Source organism: Parabacteroides sp. APC149_11_2_Y6, from assembly GCF_054506995.1.
Genome location: NZ_CP173709.1, coordinates 723,275 through 745,456, shown reverse-complemented (window position 1 = coordinate 745,456; position 22,182 = coordinate 723,275). Strand labels below are relative to the sequence as shown.

Sequence of the window (22,182 nt, the reverse complement as noted above, 5' to 3'; positions counted from 1 at the left end):
AACAAACCAATCCACTGTATAACTGCAACTTAAACCGGAATTCTGATTTAAAAATATATTTGTACAATAGATTTCTTTATCTTTTACCCTCTCCTTTGAATATCATAACATACTGATTTTAAGCGAATTATTCCCGACTTCGTTCTGCAAAGACTATTGCATATAAGAAAATGTAAATTGGTCAAAATAAGTGTGTCTACTATTCATTTCAATATCCAAACAAATCTATTATTTATATGATAAGAAAATTGATTTTCAGTTTGCTATCCTTTATTATATGTACAGGATTAGCAGTTGCCCAAACAACAAAAGTAACAGGGACTGTTACTTCTGCTGATGACGGGCTACCAGTTATCGGAGCTTCTATCGTTGTTAAAGGTACAACAGTAGGAACTGTAACAGATGCCAACGGCAAGTTTGCTCTGGATGTTCCGGAAGGAGGTAAAATCCTTCAAATTTCGTTTGTAGGTATGAATTCACAAGATGTTGCTGTAAAGCCAAGAGTAAATGTCGTTCTTCAGTCTGACACACAAGATTTGGAAGAAATAGTCGTTACCGCACAAGGATTAACTCGTAAACAGAAATCTTTAGGTTATGCAACCCAGCAACTGAAAGCTGATGAGTTGATACAAGCCCGCCAAACAGATTTAAATAATGCATTAGTAGGAAAAGTATCCGGAGTCCGCTTTTTAGGTTCCTCCGGTGCAACATTTGATGCTGGTAAAATTGTATTACGTGGTACTTCTTCTCTAACAAATGCTGGAGGTAATGAACCTATTTATGTTGTTGATGGAGTTATTACCAGCAACCAATCTATTAATATGGATGATGTTGCTTCTGTAAACGTATTGAAAGGTCCGGCCGCAACAGCTTTGTATGGAGCACGCGGTGGTAATGGTGCAATTATTATTACATCTAAAGGAGGAACTGGAGAACATAGTGAAATCACAGTAAGCCATACGCTTGCATGGGATAAAGCCAATATCCGCTACGATTTGCAGGATCAATATGGCGGAGGTTACTTAGGAGCCGATGCTGATATGAAAGTATTCAAATACGACTCAAGCAAACATCCTTCCTATTTGCAAAAGATGGACGGCGTTAACTACTATGACTATAACAATGATGCCAGCTGGGGACCTAAACTGGATGGACGTGAATATGCACCTTGGTATTCTTGGGACCCGACAGATCCCCGGTTCGGACAAACAGCTCAGTGGACTCCACAGATGAACCTGAACGATTTGTTTAGAACAGGCATCAGCAATACAACTAATGTTGCATTCTCCAAATCCGGAAAAGATTACTCAAGTCGTATATCATTTACTAATGTCTCTCGTAATGGCGTTACTCCAAATAGTGATGCTGCACGTCGTTTCTTATCCGCAAAAGTAAGTTTCAAACCTATTGACCGCTTAAAAGTTTCTTTGGATTATAAGTATACCTACCGTAAGAATCATAATGCTGCAGCAGAAGGATACCAGGAATTAGGTAATGCGCTTTACTCTTATGAACAATGGGGACATACAAATGTGAATCTGAAAGATTTAAAAGAGAATTATACACGTGAAGACGGTTCATTCCGTACATGGAATATTACCAGTCCAACAAATCTGACAGCTGCATTTCATGAAAATCCATTTGCTTTATTCAATGAAATAAATAATGATGAGACTTATCAATGGAATGTATTTAGTGGAGATGCTGAATTAGATATTATAGCTAACCTGAAAGCCGGTATCAGGGTGAATGGAAATATACGTAGTTACAAAAAAGAATTACGTCTACCGGAACACATCCATGGAGAAGTTTCGGAATATACTCAGGATCAAAGTCAATTATCAGATATCCAAACCCAGGGCCGTTTAACATGGGGTAATCGTTTTGTTGAAGATAAACTATCAGTAGATGCAGCTTTATTTTTTGAAGATCGCGTATATAATCTGGACGAATTAGGCGCTTTTACACGTAATGGTCTGTTTATGGATGGATTTTTCAATACTGCAGCTTCTGTCGGTTTGCCGGGTGGTAGCAGCAAAAAAACAAAACAACACGACCAAAGTGTTTATGGTACTGCTACTGTAGGCTGGGACAATACTTATTATTTTGACTTCTCTTTGCGTAATGACTGGACCTCTACATTACATCCGGACAAAAACAGTTTCCTGTATGGTGGTGTTTCTGTAGCTGCAATCGCCAGCAATTGGATTAAAAATGCAGAGTGGTTATCATTCTGGAAACTGAGAGCATCTATGGCACAGGTTGGTTCTACAATGGATCCTTACAATGTCTACCCGACTTATGTATTAAAAGACAGTGATGGGAACTTGGTAAAATACGGACAAATATCAAACCTTTGGAGTCCTACCAATTTAAAAGATCCATATATCAAACCGACAATTTCCACTTCTTACGAAATAGGTACCGAATTCCGTCTGTTTAAAGATCGTTTATGGGGAGATTTCAACTTCTATAACCGTGACTCAAAAGACCAGATTATTAATGTAAATACAACTCCAGCCAGTGGCTACAGAAGTCGTAAAATGAATGCAGGTTTAATTAGAAACCGGGGTATTGAATTGTCTTTGGGAGGCCAGATTATCCAGACAAAAGACTGGACATGGGAACTAAATGCCAATATATCCCACAACCGCAACACATTGGAAGAATTAATCGAAGGACAGGATACTTACCAGATTTATTGGAGAAGTTGGTCTACACGCGTTTATTCATATGCTGAAGTTGGAAAACCTATCGGCGTAATTCGTGGTTCAACTTGGAAAAAAGATCCTGAAGGACGCATTATTTTACAAGAAAGAAGTGATCCGAATCATAAAAATGGACCATATGCTCCTTTATTGGAAACAACAGCCCAGGAAGAATTAGGTAATATTCAACCGGATTTGACTGGTGGTTTTTCCACTTCATTACGTTTCAAAGATTTCCATTTAGGCATGTCTTTCGACTTCCAGGTTGGAGGAGCAATTGCTTCCGCAACAAATATGTTCGGTGAAAGTTCTGGTTTGCTAAAATCAACAACTGGTGTAAATGATAAAGGAAATCCTATTCGTTCAAGCGTAGCAGATGGTGGTGGTGTACGCGTAGATGGAGTTGTCGAAAACAAAGATGGTTCTTACACTCCGGTTACAGCTTATGTGGATGCGAACTATTACTACCAGAGTCGTAAAGGTACAATTTGGGAAGATTATGTATACAAAGCAAGCTACTTAAAAATGCGTGAATTATCCGTAGGTTACGATGTTCCACGTGCTTTCTTACAGAGAATCAATTGTGGTGTTAAACAAGCCAGCGTATCATTCGTTGCTCAGAACCCTTGGCTAATTTACTCTGCAGTACCAAATATCGATCCATCAGAAATGGGTGCAGCTAGTTACAATTATGTGGAAGGTGGCCAAGCAGCCTCTGTTCGCACATTTGGTTTTACTGTAAATCTTACCTTCTAATTTTAAAGACAAGGATTAAGTTATGAAAAAAATAAAATTATTTGCATTAGCATTAATCGGACTATTATCTTTTAATAGTTGCGGGGATTTCGGAGATGACAACATTGACCCGAATAACCCTTCACAGGCAGATACACGCTATCTGTTCACATATGCCTGTAAGAGAGTTTATACATTTTCTTATGTTGCCAATTACAATCCATGGACACAGTTGTTTCCACAATACCTGTCTGAACGTCAAAATATCCAATACTCCGATTTTGGTATAACAGACTTTAATACAGGCCCCTACTACTATGATAATATCAGGAATCTGGAAACTATTATCAAAATGAATACGGATGAAGCGACAAAAAATGCTTCTAACGTTATTTATTTAGGAAGTACTAACAACCAGTTGGCCAGTAGCCGTACATTACGCGCATTTTACTACATGCACCTGACTGATATTATGGGTATGCTTCCTTATACAGAAGCATTGAAAGGAGACGATGCCAATTTTACTCCCAAATATGATACTCAGGAATTTATTTATCAAGACTTGGATAAAGAACTTACCGAGGCTTACAGCCAGTTCGAAGAATCCGGGTCATTAAATGAAACAAATGATATCTTATATCAGGGCAATGTCAGTAATTGGAAAAAGCTCAATGCTTCTTTACGCATGATGATGGCTATTAAACTATCCGATGTCGCTCCTGAAACAGGGAAAGCTCGTTTTGCCAAAGCTTATGCAGATGGTGGAATGACTCAGAACAGTGAACTTCTTGAATATAAATTCCTGGAAGAAACAGACAACGAAAATCCATTATATACAAATATCGTTTCAGGCGGACGTAAAGACTTTGCCCCTTCTAAAACTATCCTGGATCAACTTATAGAATATAAAGATCCACGTTTAGCTGAATATGCAGAACCGAATTCCAGAGGTGAATACAAAGGTGTTCCTTTCGGGATCACTCAATCTGAAATTGCAAAATATGAGGATATGGCATTCTTTAACAAAAGATATTATAAGCAAAATGCTCCTATTGTTGTAATTTCTCCGTCTCATATTTTACTTATTGAAGCAGAAGCTGCTGTCCGCGGTTGGATCAATGAAAATCCAGAAGACTTATACAAAGCTGGTATAAAAGCTTCTTTCGATCAATATGGCATAAGTTCTGCTGAATTCGATAAATATATGGCACAAGATGTAATCAAACTGACCGGTTCTCCTACTGAAAAAATTGAAAAGATCGCTATGCAACGCTGGCTGGCAAACTTTATGCAAAATGGAGTTGAAGCATGGTCTGATTGGCGCCGCTTAAATGTTCCGAACATTAAACCGGGACCTTCTGCCACAATTTCACATATTCCGTATCGCCGTGTATATTACCCGGATGATTACAATACGAATAAAGCGAATTATGACACAGCTATTGCAACACAAGGTGCCGACAATCTGGATACACGTGTATGGTGGGATGTTGCAGATAATAACTAAAAAACAAATTATTACAAATATATAATCCAAAACCTTACTTTATCTGACGAATAAAAAAGATAAAGTACACACTTTTAAAAACCGGAGTTGATAGTGATATTAGCTCCGGTTATTTTTATTTATGGTGCCAACCGCTGTTTCTTCCAATTTCCATCCTGCTCTAAAGTATAAAGGATACGGTCGTGCAAACGGCTTTCCCGCCCTTGCCAGAACTCGATGCGCACAGGCGTTACAGCATATCCTCCCCAATTGGCAGGCCGCTCCACTTCCTTAGGAAATGTACGCATCGATTCACGAATAAAATGTTTCACGATTTCAGCTCTACTCCTTATCGGCTGGCTTTGCGGAGAAATACGGGCTCCAATACGGCTTTTATAAGGACGAGTCTTAAAATAAGCATCTGAGATTTCAGGAGGTAACTTTTCAACCGCCCCTTCGATATGTACCTGGCGTTCTAATTCGTGCCACACAAAACTCAAAGCGACAAAAGGAGTAGCTGCGATATGCTTTCCTTTCCGGCTGTTATAATTTGTATAAAAAATAAATTTGCCTTCTTTTAATTCCTTCAATAAAACTGTACGGGCAGAAGGTCTTCCTTCAGGTGATACTGTTGCAACCAGCATCGCCGTAGGTTCATTGGCTTTCGCATTTATAGCTTCCTCAAGCCAATGTTCAAATAAATCAAAGGGATCGGAAGGGGTGTCTTTCTCATTTAACCCACCTTTAGTATATTCTCTGCGGATATTGCCGATATTGATATTCATATTACCTTTTATTAATCCAACACCGGAAAATATAGAAATGTTTATGAATTATAAGGTTCTCTATATGCTGCTCAAAAAAAACAAAAGTGTGCACTTTCCAACCACAATTTCTTTGAGATAAAGAATGTTTGACTAATTTTGCAACTCAATATATAGTAAGATTGACAAGGATTTGATAATTAAATATCAAAGAATATTGCAAGTCAATAGAAATCTAATATTCCTATAATATGAGTTTAAAAATTATTGTATTAGCGAAACAGGTTCCGGACACACGCAACGTGGGAAAGGATGCAATGAAAGAAGACGGGACTATCAATCGTGCTGCTCTTCCTGCAATCTTTAACCCGGAAGACCTGAATGCATTGGAACAGGCTTTGCGCCTGAAAGATGCTTACCCCGGAACTACAGTTACGCTGTTGACCATGGGGCCGGGACGTGCTGCCGAAATTATCCGCGAAGGTTTATACCGTGGAGCGGACGGCGGTTATTTATTAACAGACCGTGCCTTTGCCGGTGCCGATACCCTGGCTACCTCTTATGCGCTTGCCACGGCAATTAAGAAAATCAAAGATTACGACATCATTATCGGCGGTCGTCAGGCTATTGACGGGGATACAGCACAGGTAGGCCCTCAGGTTGCCGAAAAGTTAGGATTAACACAGATTACCTACGCGGAAGAAATCCTGAATGTTGACGAAAGTGCTAAACGTATCACAGTAAAACGCCATATTGACGGAGGAGTGGAAACTGTAGAAGGCCCGCTACCTATCGTTATTACGGTAAACGGATCCGCTGCTCCCTGCCGTCCGCGCAATGCCAAATTGGTGATGAAATACAAACGGGCTTTAGGTGCACAGGAAAAGAATCCTTCTGCAGCTTGTCACCCGGAAGGTCTGACTGCACTCCCATACCCGGAACTATATGAAACCCGCCCTTACCTGAATATTCAGGAATGGAGCGTTGCTGATGTTAACGGAGATACTGCACAATGCGGTTTATCCGGTTCTCCTACAAAAGTAAAAGCCATCCAGAATATCGTATTTCAGGCAAAAGAAAGCAAAACGCTGAATGGTTCCGACAAGGAAATTGAAGATTTGATTGTTGAACTGTTAGCTAACCACACTATCGGATAAAATTATGAATAATGTATTTGTATATTGTGAGCTTGAAGGCACAACTGTTGCTGACGTAAGCCTTGAACTCCTTACCAAAGGACGTAAGTTAGCAAACCAGTTAAACTGCCAGCTTGAAGCTATTGTTGCAGGCTCCGGTCTGGAAGGCATCGAAAAGCAAGTTTTGCCTTACGGAGTAGATAAACTGCATGTATTTGATGCTCCGGGATTATTCCCTTATACATCTCTGCCCCACTCTTCTGTTTTGATTAATTTATTCAAAGAAGAAAAGCCTCAGATTTGCCTGATGGGAGCAACAGTAATAGGCCGTGACTTGGGCCCGCGTGTCTCTTCCGCATTAACCAGCGGTCTGACAGCCGACTGTACATCACTTGAAATCGGTTCTCATGAAGACAAAAGAGCCGGAGTAACCTATGAAAACCTTTTATATCAGATCCGTCCTGCTTTTGGCGGTAATATCGTAGCTACCATTATTAACCCGGAACACCGCCCTCAAATGGCAACTGTTCGCGAAGGGGTAATGAAAAAAGAAATAGTAGATGCAAACTATAAAGGTGAAGTTGTTAAACATGATGTTGCCAAATATGTTAGCGAAGCAGACTATATCGTTAAAGTAATCGACCGCCATGTTGAAAAAGCTAAACATAACCTGAAAGGTGCTGCTATTGTAGTAGCAGGAGGTTATGGTGTAGGTTCGAGAGAAAATTTCAACATGCTGTTCGAATTGGCAAAAGAACTTCATGCTGAAGTTGGCGCCAGCCGTGCTGCTGTAGATGCAGGTTACTGCGATCATGACCGTCAGATTGGTCAGACAGGTTTAACTGTCCGCCCTAAACTGTATATCGCATGTGGTATTTCCGGACAAATTCAGCATATCGCAGGTATGCAGGATGCCGGTATCATCATCTCTATCAATAACGACGAGAATGCTCCTATCAACACGATTGCCGATTATGTGATTAACGGTAGTGTGGAAGAAGTTATTCCTAAGATGATTAAGTATTATAAACAGAACAGCAAGTAAAGAGATGGCAAATTATTATACAGACATTCCGGAACTCAAGTATCACTTGAATAATCCGATGATGGAACGTATTTGCGAACTGAAAGAACGCAATTACAGCGATAAAGATAAGTTTGACTATGCACCGCAAGATTATGCCGATGCAATGGATTCGTTTGACAAAGTACTCGAAATCACCGGTGAAATCACCGGAGAGATTATTGCACCCAATGCAGAAGGCGTTGACGAAGAAGGTCCTCATTGTGCCAATGGCCGTGTAGAATACGCTTCCGGTACGAAACAAAATCTGGATGCCATGGTCAAAGCCGGTCTGAACGGTATGACTATGCCGCGCCGCTTCGGTGGTTTGAACTTCCCGATCACTCCGTACACGATGTGTGCAGAAATCGTTGCTGCTGCCGATGCCGGATTTGGCAACATATGGTCACTACAGGATTGTATCGAAACATTATATGAATTTGGTAATGAAGATCAGCATAGCCGTTTTATCCCGCGTATCTGCGCCGGAGAAACAATGTCTATGGACCTTACCGAACCGGATGCCGGTTCCGACCTGCAATCTGTAATGTTGAAAGCAACTTTCGACGAAAAAGAAAACTGTTGGCGTTTGAATGGTGTGAAGCGTTTCATTACCAATGGTGATGCAGATCTTCATCTTGTACTGGCCCGTTCTGAGGAAGGGACAAAAGACGGACGCGGTTTGTCTATGTTCGTATACGACAAACGTGAAGGGGGTGTAAATGTACGCCGTATCGAAAACAAGCTGGGTATCCATGGTTCTCCTACTTGCGAATTAGTTTACAAGAATGCAAAAGCTGAACTTTGCGGAGACCGTAAATTAGGTTTGATTAAATATGTAATGGCATTGATGAACGGTGCCCGTTTAGGTATCGCTGCTCAATCCGTAGGTTTGAGTCAAGCTGCTTACAACGAAGGTTTGGCTTATGCAAAAGACCGCAAACAGTTTGGTAAAGCTATTATTGATTTCCCGGCTGTTTATGATATGCTTTCTATAATGAAAGCTAAATTGGATGCCGGTCGCGCCTTATTATACCAGACATCTCGTTATGTTGATATCTATAAGGCATTGGACGATATCAGCCGCGAACGCAAACTGACTCCTGAAGAACGTCAGGAACAGAAAAAATTCGCTAAATTGGCTGACAGCTTCACTCCGCTTGCTAAAGGTATGAACTCCGAATATGCCAACCAGAATGCTTATGACTGTATTCAGATCCATGGCGGTTCCGGTTTCATGTTGGAATATGCTTGCCAGCGTATTTATCGCGATGCGCGTATTACCTCTATCTATGAAGGTACTACTCAGTTGCAGACGGTTGCAGCCATCCGTTATGTAACCAATGGTTCTTATCTGGCTACTCTCCGTGAATTTGAAACTATCCCATGCTCTCCGGAAATGGAAGGTCTGATGGGACGTTTGAAAGAAATGACTAACAAGTTTGAAGCTTGTACAAATGCAGTTAAAGAAACACAGAACCAGGAATTACTTGATTTTGTAGCCCGTCGTCTGATGGAAATGGCTGCTGATTGTATCATGGCTCACCTGTTAATCCAAGATGCAACCAAAGCACCGGAAATGTTCGCCAAATCAGCAAACGTTTATCTGAATTATACGGAAGCAGAAGTGGAAAAACACTGCAACTTCATCAATAAATTCAATGCTGACGAATTAGCTAATTACAGACAGTAACCAGCTTCTATCCCATAAAAAACCGGGCCTCCACAAGGATTCCCGGTTTTTTTATATACATTTGCCATTATCACAATTTAAACAAAACCAAACTATGAATTACAATCCACAAATCCACCATCGCCACAGCATCCGTTTGAAAGGATACGATTATTCCCAAGAAGGATTATATTTTGTAACAATATGCACCCACGCCCGCCAACATTTATTCGGCGAGATCAAAAACGTTCCCCACGTAGGGGTGGGGTCCGCCCACCCCATATTAATCCCCCAAATGATATTAAACAATCACGGTAAAATAATTGAACAATGTTATTTGGGTTTGGAATACAAATTTCCAAACATCGAATGTTTTGAATATATTGTCATGCCCAATCATTTTCATGCGATTATTAAAATTAATGGCGATGCGGAAATGGCGAACAGGGAAAAGGCGGGCGAACCCCGCCCCTACGAGGTGACGTTGGGGCGGATTATTGCGTTTTTTAAATATCAATCAACGAAATTGGTTGATTTGCACAATCAAAAATTATGGCAACGGAATTATTATGAACATATTATACGGAATGAGACGGCTTATTGGAATATATCTAATTATATTTTAAACAATCCTGAGCAATGGGCACACGATAGGTTACGATAATGAAATTGCCGATTGTTTTTGATGCCATAAAGCCCATTGCATGATACCACGTAACAGTAAATAAAGGATGAATGCCAGCCATAATGCATGGTTGCCCATTATACCATAAAAAAGATAATAGACGGAAAAGAATATTCCGGAAGCTACTAACATGGAATACAACATTAGGCGGGTGGCAGTAGCACCTATCAGTATGCCATCCCACAGAAATGCAGCAAAACCTGCAAGAGGGATTGCTAATACCCAATAAAAATAATGGGATGCTTCTCCTATTACTGTCAAATCATTTGTTAATAAACTAAGAAAACTCTTTCCGCCGGCACCATAAAGCAAAGTAAACAAAAGCGATAGCCCTATTCCCCAGCCAAATAATAAATGTATCATACGCTTAAGGGCAGCATAGTTGCGTGCACCGATATACCGTCCGGTAAGCGCTTCGCCCGCATAGGCAAAGCCATCCATTATATAAGAAAATAAGGTAAACAATTGCATCAACAATGTATTCACTGCAAGCACAACATCGCCTTGCCGGGCTCCGGTCGAAGTAAAAAAGGTTGTTACGGCAACAAGGCAAAGCGTTCGAAAAAAGATATCACTATTCACTCCAAAGAAACGGCGCATAGCGCCATGTTCCATTATCTCTTTCCAACGCATTCGAATCTTTAACCGTCCATAATAAAGGAACCAGAGTAATAAAGCCATCAGAAAACCACTATATTGTGCAATTAATGTTCCTAAGGCAACCCCTTCGACCTTCATTCCGAAGAAAAACACAAAACATAGGCTTGCCACAATATTGACAATATTTTGTGTAATAGCAATAAACATAGGGAAACGGGAATTCTGCATTCCTATATACCAGCCTGAAAAGCCATATAAGCCTAAAACAGCCGGTGCTCCCCAAACACAAATATGAAAATATAAAGTAGCCAATTGCTCCACCTCCGGTGTCGTATCCAAAAGCTCAAATGCTATTTTCCGGACCGGATACTGTAATAGCAAGAGAAATAATGCAATAAACATCCCCACTCCCACAGCCCGATACAAAATACGCGCAACCTCTTTCAAATCCCTCTGCCCAAAAGCCTGTGAAGTCATGCCGCTCGTTCCCATACGGAGAAAGCCGAACAACCAATAAATGATATTGAATAACATCCCTCCTACCGCAATTGCTCCGATATAAGACGCTGAGCCTAAATGTCCTACAATTGCGACATCCACCAACCCCAATAAGGGTACCGTTATATTAGAAACGATGGAAGGAAATGCCAGTTGAAGTATCTTTTTGTTCATGAAACCATATCTGAATAGGAATTCAAAGATAGCTATAAAAAATAATACATCAACCGCCTATCCCTTACATTCCGGTTCCAAAACGGGAGGTATCAACCGCTTTCACTTTTTTCTCTTTATAACCACCAAAACTATAACGTAACGTTAACGTTACATTCCGGGAATCCTGAAATAGCTTCATCCGGCTCTTTTGCCCCTGTTCGTCAATACATGTAACCGGAGAACGCCCGAGAAAAAGGTCTTCCCCTCTCAAAGTCAACCGCATTTTATTCTTTGCAAAAGTCCAGACCAGCCCCATAGAGACATTCGATATACGCTCAATATCATATAATCCCTGAATAACAGGCGAGATACAATAACCACTCAGTTCCAAAGATACATTCTTGTCTTTTGTCAGGAAAAATGTATTGGTCAGAGCGGCTCTTCCAAACAATTTCGTACGATTAAATGAAATATCATACAAAACACCTCTCTGATGCAATACCGCTCCCGATAAAGTTAATTTTGAACTCATAAAATTTCCGGCTTTAAACGGTATCACAGCCATCAGCAGGAATGTATTATAAACATCCAGGTTAATTGTACGGAAAACAGATTGCATCCGGTCATGATATTGATACGTCTGCTGCAATATCTTATCCGGTTGTATCGAAGCAACCGCACCAAAGACATACTTCCCTTTCAAAATATAATTCACCACTCCTGTATACGTATATTGCGGCTTTAAATCCGTATTGCCGACAATAGACGTATATACATTCATATAGTGGACATTCGGAGTTGTCATCCAATAAGAAGGATACGATTTATCGCTTGAAAAAGAAATCATCCATACACCGGAAGGGGTACTCCGATAAGTAAAAGTCAACTGAGGAAACGGACTAATCCGGTTCCATAGCGTCCTTTTCTCCCCAGCCGAATCAACAGTAGCCCGATAGTATTGTAAAGAGACGGAAGCATCCAAAGATATTTTTTTCCCAAACTTCTTCGTAAAACCGATGAAGCCATTCGCCGCATAATCCTTTTGTTGTAAACTGAAAGAAACATCATCTTCCCCTTCTCCGTTTTTAAATACCTGTCCGGATTCATTCCAAGTATCCGAATAGGGACCTTCAATCCCATAATTCAAAACCCACCCCTGAGGTAGCTTATGACTTTTATTAAGATACAAATTTCCCCGGTTCACACGCTGCCGGAATAAGGTATAAATGGATTGTTCGCCACCTTTATCCAATTTATTCACAAGCACCTGAATATCTTTATCCCGGCTGAAAGTATAATCCACTCCTATATTCAAACCTGAATGCCCCACATAATCCGCACGTGCACTATGCATCAATGAATGAGAATATAACTCACTCTCTGTCTCTATCCGGTTCAATCCCATAAACTCCGTAACAGCTCCACGCCGGGAAATTTGGTTCGGATCATAAAAGCTGCCGGTATAAGAAAAAGATAATTTATCCCGGTTTTTCAAATCGATATCCAAAGAAGTCCTCACCTTATGAGACAGACTATGCGTTTTATACCAATTGTCCTGCCTTATATCATACAACTCGCCATTTACTGTGGGCTGAGCTAACATTTCCTCTTCATTCCTCCCCTGATTATAACCAATAGAATAAGAAGCATCTACCGAGTATCTTTTTCCTATATAAAACAGATTTGCCCTACCGGATGGAGAAAAATAATAGCCTTGTTTTCCTACGAAAGTAACCTCTCCTTTCAGCACATCTTTCAAGTTCCGGTCATTTTCTATCAATATATTAATCGCAGCCCCCCGTACCCCATACTGAGGAGGAGTACTATACAAAACATCCACATGGCGAACTTTGGAGGCCGATGTCGACTTAAGTAAATCGATTATCTGTTCAGTACTCATTGAACTTTTCCGCCCGTTTATCAGAATATCCGTAACTGGCGTTCCGATAATAGAAACATTATCCCCCTCTTTCTGTACACCTGGTAATTCTCCTAATATATCAAAGGCATTATCCACCGGCTTACTCTTTATCAGACTCGGCACGTCAAACTGTAATTTGCCTTCTGATATTTTCACCAAAGGATGTTCAGCTTTAATAAAAACTTCGGGCAAATCCACTTCGATACTATCGTTCATGACAATGCGCCCTGAACCTTTCGTTTCTTGTGCATACAACTCATTAGAAACACCAAAGAGGATTATCAACAAAGAGTAGATATATTTCATGGCATTTTTCTTTTTTGTCAAAATTGAGATGTTCTGCCGGAACTTCCAAACTTTCCTCTTATTTGATAAGAGTATATAACACCTGTCCATTGAATGTTATTTAGTCTTACTAAATAAACCGGCATAATCAAACTTTCCTTAAATTTGTTTATATGAAATCGTCCTTCAAATACATTGTTCTATTGGTCATCATTTCCCTGTCCGGAATATTTGTCTATCAATTATTCTGGATAACCGATTTATATCATGTTTACCAAAAACGGAATAAAGAAACTATCATGCAGGCGATCAAAGATGCCGATCATATAGAGCTATTCGATCGTGCCGACCGGATTAGTAAAATTCTGAAAAAACAGCGGGAAACAAGCAGTATTGTTGATTCTGAAGGGAACTTTGGTATTTCGACTAAGTTTCCAGGTAAAGACTCAGTACAATCCGATACCTATAAAATCCTTCCTTTAGACACGAACCTATACAAAAATATCAGTGAAGAAAACCAGTGGATGCTGAAAAGTACCGCGGTAAAAGTCGGAGAAGCATACAGCTCCCTCGGTCTTTTAGGATTACAAATGCAACAGTCCCTTCATGAAATCATCGACAACAAAATTGCCCCGATTGGCATTGCCCGTTTTGACAGTATCCTAACCTCTCATTTGCATAATAATGGTCTGGATATCCGGCATTTTACTAAAATAATCGATTTAAAAGACAGTTCTATTATTGCCTCTTCCATTCCTGAAAATACCGATTTATCAAACTATGAACTCTACCAGTGGAAATACACGACATATAAGCCCAAAGCCTATTACATCTATGCAGAATCCACCCAATGGAGTACCATCCGGATGATGACCGGTATCTTATTATCTTCATTCCTTATCCTCCTGATTCTGGTCATTTCGTTTACTTATATGATTCGTTTCCTTCTTCACCAGAAAACAGTCGAACAGCTAAAAGATGATTTTACCCATAATGTCACCCATGAATTAAAAACTCCGATAGCCATTACCTATGCGGCAATCGAAGCCATGATTCATTATAACATTATTGAAAACAAAGAAAAGACTAACAAATACCTTCACATCTGCCACGAAGAACTTCAGCGACTCAGCAGTATGGTAGAGCAAATACTTTCTTTAAGCCTGGAACACAAAAAAGATTTCAAACTCAAATTCGAGCCAACTCAATTAAAGGAACTGATTGACAAAATCATAGAACAACAAACAATCAAGTCGTCCAAGCCATTCCAAACTGAGTTAGAAATCAAACCGGACACAATCTGTTTGGATGCAGACCGGACACATTTATATAATGTTATCAGTAACATTATAGACAATGCAATCAAATATTCCGGAGATAATCCGGTCATCCGAATAAGTGCCACAGGTACAGAAGGCCATATTCAAATCAGGATAACAGACAATGGCATAGGTATCAACAAAGAAAACCTGCCACACATTTTTGATAAATTTTACCGCATACCCAACGAAAAAGGCCATCCGGTAAAAGGATATGGAATCGGATTATTTTATGTCAGGACAATGGTTCAAAAGCATAACGGAACAATCGAAGTAGAGAGCATTCCCGGAAAAGGCAGTAGTTTCACTATCATATTACCACAAAAACATGAAAAATACAAAACAGATTCTAATTGTTGAAGATGAAGTTACCCTGGCTATGATTATCCAGGATGCGCTCGAAGCCGAGGGGTATGAAGCGGTGATTGCAAACAACGGTTTACAAGGAATCGATTCTTATTATAAATATCACCCCGACTTAATTATTGCGGATATTATGATGCCGGGAATAGATGGTTTTGAAATGATAAGCCGGATCCGGAAAGAAGATAAAGAAACTCCGGTTCTGTTTCTCAGTGCCCGTTCCTCTACCGATGATATTGTTTCCGGGTTCGAATCAGGAGCAAACGATTATGTACGCAAGCCTTTCAGCCTACGGGAATTAATTGTTCGCACGAAAGCTCTTCTCAGCAAAAGTAAAGCAGAAGAAGAGAAGGCCGGATTCTATGAAATAGGGCTTTATACTTTCTATCCTAAAACTCAAACCTTATTAATAGCCGGAGAAAGCAATACACTCTCTTTCAAAGAATCAGAAATATTAAAGCGTTTATGCGAAAACGAAACCCAACCTATTTACAGTAAAGATATTCTTCTCAATTTATGGGGAGACGATAGCTTTTACAATGCACGCAGCCTGCATGTATTTATTACCAAACTACGCCATAAACTGGAAAAAGACCCCCGCATCAAGATACTGAACGTACGAGGTATCGGCTATAAATTAATTTGCGAGCAACTCTGATATAAACCAACAGCATTCTACAAATCAGATTGGTTTATTTCCGGAAACTGTTTCTCAACGCCATTATTGAAGGAATAAAGAAAGAGACAACTCCTATTATCCCGACCAAAACTCCACCGATTATAAAGGTATGCCCAATACCTATCGTATCGGCAAGGAATCCGGTACTCATCAGACCTATCATAGAAGGAAGCATACTTACACTCATATAAAAAGAAAATACCCGTCCCATTACAGCCGGATTAATACGGGTTTGGACTACGGTTGTAAATGATGCCATATAAAGGGAACCCGAAATACCACCTATAGCTGTCAATATGACAAACAACGGATACCCTGAAACCGGCAAGACTCCCGAAAACAGAAATGTGGAACCCAATAAAATATACATCCAGTTAATCAATGATATTTCATTGATCCGGAATTTTTTCATTCCCAGAAAAGCTCCGCCCAACAAAGCCCCTGTTCCCCAGGCTGCCTCTACCAGACTAATCTGATATGCATTTCCCGAATAATGATTAAGAGTCATCAACGGATACAACACACTCACCGGCATAATAAAGAATGTACCTATAATGGACAAGATGAACAGCCAGGACAGCCCGTTTTGATTGCGTACTTCCGTAAACGCTTCTTTTGCCTCCTTCAGCAACCGGACTTTTTGCGTTCGTTCTTCGTTTTCCGGGTCAGGAATCGTCACGAACAAAAGCGAAGTACAAGCCAATGCCGCTCCTATCACATCCAGTAAAAGGATATTCGTCATCTTCATAAACGAGATAAAAAGAGCAGCTAAAGCCGGTCCGGCAATATTACATGCCGACTGGATTATCTGGTTTATCCCGGCAATACGAATCAATTCCGACTTTGGAGCCAGTAAAGGAACGGAAGCCTGCATCGCCGGCATATGAAACGCAGAACCCACCGAACGCATTGCCAGCAAAATATACACATGTCCTATCCGGGCTATATCCAGATAAAACAAGACAGCCAGAATCATTGTACAAAAAGCAATAAAACTATCAGCCAAAATCATCACCCGCTTCCTTTTCCATCGGTCGATAAAAATACCGGTAAACAATCCCAATATCGACTGGGGAAGCATAGCTGCTATCGTTGCAAAAGCCAGTACCTCAGCAGATTTCGTTTCAAAGCTAAGCCACAAAACAATTGCAAAATTGACAATCGAGCTGGTTAGTATGGAAAAAAACTGCCCGGTCCATATAATAGCGAATACTCTTTTCCAGTTATTCATAAAATAATTGATAATTGACAAGTAACAAAAGAACCCACGTTTATTTTTTTAGTCAGCTAAAAACACTGTCAACTGTCACTTGTCAACTGTCAACTAAAAAAACGAAGGCTGCGAGATTCACATCCGACAGCCTCCTACACTAACCCTTAACTTTAACCAATGAAAAACAATAATCAAATTTATTAGTTTTTTAGCGAAGCGATTGCGGCTTCGTAATTTGGCTCGTTTGTTATTTCGGAAACAAGTTCTTCATAAACAACCTTACCAGTTTCGTCAACTACTATCACGCCACGGGCTAATAAACCTTTAAGCGGACCGTCGACCATAAGCATCCCGTACTTATTTTCGAAGCAAGAACAACGGAATGCAGAAAGTGGAACCACTTTATCTATACCTTCCGTAGTACAGAAACGTCCTTGCGCAAATGGTAAATCTTTTGATACTGCTAAAACTACTGTATTGGGTAGAGAAGCAGCTTCTTTATTAAAACGTCTTACCGAGGCGGCACAAACTGCTGTATCCAAACTCGGAAATACATTAATTACAACATTCTTTCCTTTCAGATCTTTCAGGGATAATTCTGATAAATCATTTTTTACACCCTTAAAATCCGGAGCCTCTGCTCCTACTGCTGGTAAAGTACCATTGGTATTTACCTCATTACCTTTAAATGTAATTTTTGCCATTTTTTGTAGTATTTTATGTTCCTTACTCTCAAAGCGGCATACAAATATAAGCTGCTTTGCGCAATGTAAACCAATGTATATGCAAGAAAGTTTCCCTTTTTAATGTTTTTTAATTACTTAACACAAAAACTCTTTTCCTATCTTTGGCGAAAAATAAGAAAAACATGGACTGGCTTATTGTATGTATACTCGTTATTATCATTATTTTACAACTTATTTTACGACCCAAACAAGACAAGTCGGACACGACAGATGAACTGAAGCGCCTTTTTGACGAAATGCAACGTTCTTTCGACCGTATAGAAAAAAATTTCCGTGAAGATTTCCGACTTAACCGTGAAGAAAGCCGTATCGTTGCCCGGGATAACCGCGAAGAGCTAACACGTTCCATGAACGAATTTCGTGAAGCTTTCGATCGTGGTATCGTATCATTCAACAATCTACAGCGGGAAAAGTTCGCAAATCTGGACGAACAACAGCGTTTTTTAGTGGCAAATACAGAGAAAAGGTTGGAAGAAATCCGTATTACCGTAGATGAAAAGCTGCAAAAAACGCTGAACGACCGAATCGGGCAATCCTTCCGCCTGGTTACCGAACAGTTGGAAAGCGTACAAAAAGGATTAGGAGAAATGCAAACCTTGGCACAAGACGTAGGTGGATTAAAACGGGTACTCAGTAACGTAAAAACAAGGGGAAATATCGGAGAAATCCAACTAAGCATGTTATTGGAACAAATCCTTGCCCCCGAGCAATATGACGCCAATGTACATACAAAGAAAGGCTCAGACGCCGTTGTTGAGTTTGCAGTCAAGTTACCCGGACGGGACGACATGCACGAATTTGTCTACCTGCCCATCGACGCTAAATTTCCCAAAGATGTCTACGAACAATTATTAGACGCATACGACCAGACTGATGCTTCTGCTATAGAAGCTGCCGGCAAATTACTGGAAACTACCATAAAGAAAATGGCAAAAGACATTTCCGACAAATATCTTGCCCCTCCGGCAACCACCGATTTTGGTATCATGTTCCTGCCCTTCGAAGGAATTTATGCCGAAGTAGTACGCCGTTCTTCCCTTTTGGAAGATTTACAGCGTAATTATAAAGTAGTTGTTACCGGTCCTACGACATTAGCAGCCATCCTCAACAGCTTGCAAATGGGATTCCGTACACTTGCCATCCAAAAACATTCCGGAGAAGTCTGGACAATCCTTGGTGCAGTCAAAAAAGAATTTGAAAAAGTCGGCGGAATGCTGGAAAAAGCCCAGAAAAACCTGCAAACAGCCAGCGGGCAAATAGAAGAAGTATTAGGAACCCGCACCCGTGCTATCCAACGTAAACTAAAAGATGTGGATACATTAAGCGACCGCGAAGCACGTGCAATCATTCCGGAAATCGGAGCTTTCACCAACGATGAGGAAATAACAGAAGAAGAAAATAATAAATCATGAAGAAAAGACAAATCCCCCATACCTACGTTATTATATTTTATATCATACTTTTTTGTGCTGCTTTAACCTGGTTTATACCGGGAGGGCAATACACTGAAATAATTAATGCTGAAGGACAAAAAACAGTAGTCTACCAGGCTGTCGAACATGTACCCCAAACCTGGCAGGTATTCGCTGCTTTCTATAAAGGCTTCGTTGATAAAGCGGATATTATTGTCTTTATCCTGATAATCGGGGGAGCTTTCTGGATTGTAAATGATAGTAAAGCCTTCGACATCGGCACAATCAGCTTCCTGCGCCGCGCCCGGAGAATGGAAAACAACCGCTTTCTCCGGAAAATCGGAGTGGAAAACTTCCTCCTGATTTCCATCATGCTTCTATTCAGTATTTTCGGAGCTGTATTCGGAATGAGTGAGGAAACCATTGCCTTCTGTATGGTATTGGTTCCTATGGCCATATCAATGGGATACGACTCTATAACAGGTGTCTGCATGGTATTCGTCGCGGCAGGATTAGGATTTGCCGGAGCGATACTCAATCCTTTTACCATAGGAATAGCCCAGGGATTAGCCGGAATCCCTCTCTTTTCCGGTATTGAATACCGCATATTCTGTTGGCTGGTCATTAATGTGGTAGGCTTTACCTATATACTACGATATGCAGCCAGAGTAAAGAAAACCCCCCGCCTTTCCCTGGTATATGAAGAAGACCAGTACTGGAGGGATTTGCATGGCAACAACTCGTTTGAAATAGAATACCATACTCCTAAAACAGCCTGGGGCTGTTTTGGAGCACTCACTATCATACAAATTATATTTTCTATATGCTACCCGGTCACCAGTTTAAAAATAGGGAACAGTATAATAGAAGGATTACCATTATTACCCCTGTTGACTGTTGCATTTGTTATAACATCTGTTGCCGCTCTCCGGAAAACAGTACATCTGTATATATTAAACCTGTTGTTCTTCACTATTTTTTATCTGATTACCGGAGTAATGGGATATGGCTGGTATATCATGGAAATTGCCACTTTATTCTTTGCCCTCGGACTGGCGGCTGGAATTTCCAACAACCGAACCCCTAACGAACTTGTTAAGTTATTTATGGAGGGGTGTAAAGATATTATGAGTGCCGCTCTGGTGGTAGGTTTAGCCGGAGGAATTATAGTGATTTTAAAAGACGGGCTTGTAATAGACACAATCCTCCACAGTCTTGCCCAAGGAATGGACGGGCTCGGACAGGTAGCTACAGTCGGTATGATGTATGTTATACAAACGCTTATCAATCTGGTTATTCCGTCCGGAAGTGCCAAGGCTGCTTTGACAATGCCTATTATGGCACCATTTTCGGATTTAATCGGTCTATCCAAACAGGCTACGGTAATGGCATTCCAGTTCGGTGACGGATTTACCAATCTTCTGACTCCGACCTCCGGAGTCCTGATTGCCGTTCTGGGAGTAAGCCGTATTCCTTACGACAAATGGTTCCGGTGGGCATGGAAATTTATTTTATTGCTGGTGATTCTCGGGTTCTTGCTGTTAATTCCGACAGTACTGATTCCGATGAACGGATTTTAATGGAACGAAAAATCATACATATCGACATGGATGCATTCTACGCTTCTGTGGAACAGCGGGATAACCCTGAATTACGGGGCTTACCCATTGCCGTAGGACATGCCGAAGAACGGGGTGTCGTTGCAGCAGCAAGCTACGAGGCACGGAAATTCGGCGTACGTTCCGCCATGTCTTCACAAAAAGCCAAACGGCTCTGCCCCCAACTGATTTTTGTTCCGGGTAGAATGGATGTATACCAAGCCGTCTCCCGGCAAATCCACGAAATATTTCACGACTATACGGATATAATAGAGCCACTCTCTTTAGATGAAGCTTTTCTGGATGTAACCGAAAACAAGCAAGGAATCCTACTTGCCGTAGATATAGCCAAAGAAATCAAACGCCGTATCCGGGAAGAACTCCATTTGGTTGCATCAGCCGGGATTTCCTACAATAAATTCCTTGCAAAAATAGCATCCGACTTCCGCAAACCGGACGGTCTTTGTACCATCCATCCGGCACAGGCTGAAAAGTTTATTAATAAACTACCTATCGAATCCTTCTGGGGCATCGGCCCGGTAACAGCCAAGAAGATGCATACGCTAGGTATCCATAACGGAACAGATTTAAAGACCTGTTCCTTAGAAATGCTGACGCGCCAGTTCGGCAAAGCCGGAGCATTATATTATGAATTTGCCAGAGGGATAGACTTACGCCCGGTCGAAGCCATCCGTATCCGGAAATCCGTAGGCTGCGAACATACACTCGAAAAAGATATCTCCATCCGCTCGTCCGTCATCATAGAACTTTACCATGTGGCAACCGAACTTATCGAACGCTTGCAACATTCCGGCTTTAAAGGGAATACGTTAACTTTGAAAATCAAATTCCACGATTTCAGCCAGAAAACCCGTAGTATCACACAACCTAAAGAGCTTTCGGTACTGGCAGACATCCTGCCTTTAGCCAAACAACTACTGAATGATATAGAATATACAACCCACCCGATCCGCCTGATCGGGCTTTCTGTCTCCAACCCGCATGAAGAGAAAGCGGATAAAGCACAATGGGAACAACTGAGTTTCGAGTTCAGCGACTGGGAATAAAAGACCTCATTATTCTTTGGCTATCTCTGCGCTAAATGGGACAATTTGTTCAGATTGTTGCTACCTTTGTACCATT

At 40.8% G+C, this 22,182-nt stretch carries 16 protein-coding genes; 11 read left to right on the top strand and 5 right to left on the bottom strand.

All coding sequences use genetic code 11. From position 1 onward, the window contains the following. Window positions 1-236 precede the first annotated feature (236 nt). On the top strand, window positions 237-3,464 hold the full coding sequence (locus ACGE0T_RS03060; RefSeq protein WP_459189071.1) for a SusC/RagA family TonB-linked outer membrane protein: 3,228 nt from the start codon (window positions 237-239) through the stop codon (window positions 3,462-3,464). 22 nt (window positions 3,465-3,486) lie between these two features. Continuing rightward, the gene (locus ACGE0T_RS03055; RefSeq protein ID WP_459189070.1) at window positions 3,487-4,950 is read left to right on the top strand and encodes a SusD/RagB family nutrient-binding outer membrane lipoprotein; all 1,464 of its coding nucleotides are present in this window, start codon (window positions 3,487-3,489) and stop codon (window positions 4,948-4,950) included. A gap of 119 nt (window positions 4,951-5,069) precedes the next feature. On the opposite strand, the gene pdxH is transcribed toward ACGE0T_RS03055, so the two are convergent. Next, window positions 5,070-5,714 (bottom strand): pyridoxamine 5'-phosphate oxidase, encoded by a 645-nt coding sequence (gene pdxH / locus ACGE0T_RS03050; RefSeq protein WP_459189069.1) that lies wholly within the window; start codon window positions 5,712-5,714, stop codon window positions 5,070-5,072. A gap of 230 nt (window positions 5,715-5,944) precedes the next feature. Here pdxH and ACGE0T_RS03045 point away from each other — a divergent pair, with 230 nt between their 5' ends. The 4 genes from ACGE0T_RS03045 (at window position 5,945) to ACGE0T_RS03030 (ending at window position 10,228) form a co-directional block, all read left to right on the top strand. After that, complete coding sequence (locus ACGE0T_RS03045; RefSeq protein ID WP_459189068.1) at window positions 5,945-6,850, top strand: electron transfer flavoprotein subunit beta/FixA family protein; 906 nt, start codon at window positions 5,945-5,947, stop codon at window positions 6,848-6,850. A 4-nt stretch (window positions 6,851-6,854) separates the two neighbouring features. Further along, window positions 6,855-7,874, top strand: a complete 1,020-nt coding sequence (locus ACGE0T_RS03040; protein ID WP_459189067.1) for an electron transfer flavoprotein subunit alpha/FixB family protein — start codon at window positions 6,855-6,857, stop codon at window positions 7,872-7,874. A 4-nt stretch (window positions 7,875-7,878) separates the two neighbouring features. Next, on the top strand, window positions 7,879-9,585 hold the full coding sequence (locus tag ACGE0T_RS03035) for an acyl-CoA dehydrogenase family protein (RefSeq protein WP_459189066.1): 1,707 nt from the start codon (window positions 7,879-7,881) through the stop codon (window positions 9,583-9,585). Between the two features lie 94 nt (window positions 9,586-9,679). Beyond that, window positions 9,680-10,228: a transposase gene (locus ACGE0T_RS03030; protein ID WP_459189065.1), complete on the top strand. Its 549-nt coding sequence runs from the start codon at window positions 9,680-9,682 to the stop codon at window positions 10,226-10,228. Here ACGE0T_RS03030 and ACGE0T_RS03025 read toward each other — a convergent pair. Continuing rightward, window positions 10,220-11,521 carry an MATE family efflux transporter gene (locus ACGE0T_RS03025; protein WP_459189064.1) on the bottom strand — a complete coding sequence of 434 codons (1,302 nt, stop codon included), beginning with the start codon at window positions 11,519-11,521 and terminating at the stop codon, window positions 10,220-10,222. The genes ACGE0T_RS03030 and ACGE0T_RS03025 overlap by 9 nt on opposite strands. Window positions 11,522-11,585: 64 nt before the next feature. Beyond that, window positions 11,586-13,730, bottom strand: a complete 2,145-nt coding sequence (locus tag ACGE0T_RS03020) for an outer membrane beta-barrel protein (protein ID WP_459189063.1) — start codon at window positions 13,728-13,730, stop codon at window positions 11,586-11,588. Window positions 13,731-13,882: 152 nt separating this feature from the next. On the opposite strand from ACGE0T_RS03020, the gene ACGE0T_RS03015 reads away from it, so the two are divergent. Together ACGE0T_RS03015 and ACGE0T_RS03010 are read left to right on the top strand one after the other, a co-directional pair. Next, window positions 13,883-15,388 carry a sensor histidine kinase gene (locus ACGE0T_RS03015; RefSeq protein ID WP_459189062.1) on the top strand — a complete coding sequence of 502 codons (1,506 nt, stop codon included), beginning with the start codon at window positions 13,883-13,885 and terminating at the stop codon, window positions 15,386-15,388. Further along, window positions 15,357-16,049 carry a response regulator transcription factor gene (locus tag ACGE0T_RS03010; RefSeq protein ID WP_459189061.1) on the top strand — a complete coding sequence of 231 codons (693 nt, stop codon included), beginning with the start codon at window positions 15,357-15,359 and terminating at the stop codon, window positions 16,047-16,049. The genes ACGE0T_RS03015 and ACGE0T_RS03010 overlap by 32 nt, the downstream gene beginning before the upstream one ends. Window positions 16,050-16,083: 34 nt before the next feature. On the opposite strand, the gene ACGE0T_RS03005 is transcribed toward ACGE0T_RS03010, so the two are convergent. Both ACGE0T_RS03005 and tpx read right to left on the bottom strand, forming a co-directional pair. After that, window positions 16,084-17,301, bottom strand: a complete 1,218-nt coding sequence (locus ACGE0T_RS03005) for an MFS transporter (RefSeq protein ID WP_459189060.1) — start codon at window positions 17,299-17,301, stop codon at window positions 16,084-16,086. Between the two features lie 182 nt (window positions 17,302-17,483). Then, entirely contained in the window at window positions 17,484-17,987 is a 504-nt protein-coding gene (tpx, locus tag ACGE0T_RS03000; protein ID WP_459189059.1) for a thiol peroxidase, read from the bottom strand. 164 nt (window positions 17,988-18,151) lie between these two features. On the opposite strand from tpx, the gene ACGE0T_RS02995 reads away from it, so the two are divergent. Genes ACGE0T_RS02995 through dinB form a run of 3 tightly spaced genes read left to right on the top strand, consistent with a single transcriptional unit; the run spans window position 18,152 to window position 22,106 of the window. Then, a complete protein-coding gene (locus ACGE0T_RS02995) occupies window positions 18,152-19,441 on the top strand; it encodes a DNA recombination protein RmuC (protein ID WP_459189058.1) in 1,290 nt (429 codons plus the stop codon). Next, window positions 19,438-21,021, top strand: coding sequence for a YfcC family protein (locus ACGE0T_RS02990; RefSeq protein WP_459189057.1), 1,584 nt, complete (start codon window positions 19,438-19,440; stop codon window positions 21,019-21,021). The genes ACGE0T_RS02995 and ACGE0T_RS02990 overlap by 4 nt, the downstream gene beginning before the upstream one ends. Beyond that, window positions 21,021-22,106 (top strand): DNA polymerase IV, encoded by a 1,086-nt coding sequence (gene dinB / locus ACGE0T_RS02985; RefSeq protein ID WP_459189056.1) that lies wholly within the window; start codon window positions 21,021-21,023, stop codon window positions 22,104-22,106. Before ACGE0T_RS02990 ends, dinB begins: the two co-directional genes overlap by 1 nt. The last annotated feature ends 76 nt before the right edge of the window (window positions 22,107-22,182 follow it).

What these genes read in the sequence shown, in the direction of transcription:
- ACGE0T_RS03060 (WP_459189071.1), top strand. Translation starts at nt 237, where the DNA reads ATGATAAGAAAATTGATTTTCAGTTTGCTATCCTTTATTATATGTACA.
- ACGE0T_RS03055 (WP_459189070.1), top strand. Translation starts at nt 3,487, where the DNA reads ATGAAAAAAATAAAATTATTTGCATTAGCATTAATCGGACTATTATCT.
- pdxH (WP_459189069.1), bottom strand. Translation starts at nt 5,714, where the DNA reads ATGAATATCAATATCGGCAATATCCGCAGAGAATATACTAAAGGTGGG.
- ACGE0T_RS03045 (WP_459189068.1), top strand. Translation starts at nt 5,945, where the DNA reads ATGAGTTTAAAAATTATTGTATTAGCGAAACAGGTTCCGGACACACGC.
- ACGE0T_RS03040 (WP_459189067.1), top strand. Translation starts at nt 6,855, where the DNA reads ATGAATAATGTATTTGTATATTGTGAGCTTGAAGGCACAACTGTTGCT.
- ACGE0T_RS03035 (WP_459189066.1), top strand. Translation starts at nt 7,879, where the DNA reads ATGGCAAATTATTATACAGACATTCCGGAACTCAAGTATCACTTGAAT.
- ACGE0T_RS03030 (WP_459189065.1), top strand. Translation starts at nt 9,680, where the DNA reads ATGAATTACAATCCACAAATCCACCATCGCCACAGCATCCGTTTGAAA.
- ACGE0T_RS03025 (WP_459189064.1), bottom strand. Translation starts at nt 11,521, where the DNA reads ATGAACAAAAAGATACTTCAACTGGCATTTCCTTCCATCGTTTCTAAT.
- ACGE0T_RS03020 (WP_459189063.1), bottom strand. Translation starts at nt 13,730, where the DNA reads ATGAAATATATCTACTCTTTGTTGATAATCCTCTTTGGTGTTTCTAAT.
- ACGE0T_RS03015 (WP_459189062.1), top strand. Translation starts at nt 13,883, where the DNA reads ATGAAATCGTCCTTCAAATACATTGTTCTATTGGTCATCATTTCCCTG.
- ACGE0T_RS03010 (WP_459189061.1), top strand. Translation starts at nt 15,357, where the DNA reads ATGAAAAATACAAAACAGATTCTAATTGTTGAAGATGAAGTTACCCTG.
- ACGE0T_RS03005 (WP_459189060.1), bottom strand. Translation starts at nt 17,301, where the DNA reads ATGAATAACTGGAAAAGAGTATTCGCTATTATATGGACCGGGCAGTTT.
- tpx (WP_459189059.1), bottom strand. Translation starts at nt 17,987, where the DNA reads ATGGCAAAAATTACATTTAAAGGTAATGAGGTAAATACCAATGGTACT.
- ACGE0T_RS02995 (WP_459189058.1), top strand. Translation starts at nt 18,152, where the DNA reads ATGGACTGGCTTATTGTATGTATACTCGTTATTATCATTATTTTACAA.
- ACGE0T_RS02990 (WP_459189057.1), top strand. Translation starts at nt 19,438, where the DNA reads ATGAAGAAAAGACAAATCCCCCATACCTACGTTATTATATTTTATATC.
- dinB (WP_459189056.1), top strand. Translation starts at nt 21,021, where the DNA reads ATGGAACGAAAAATCATACATATCGACATGGATGCATTCTACGCTTCT.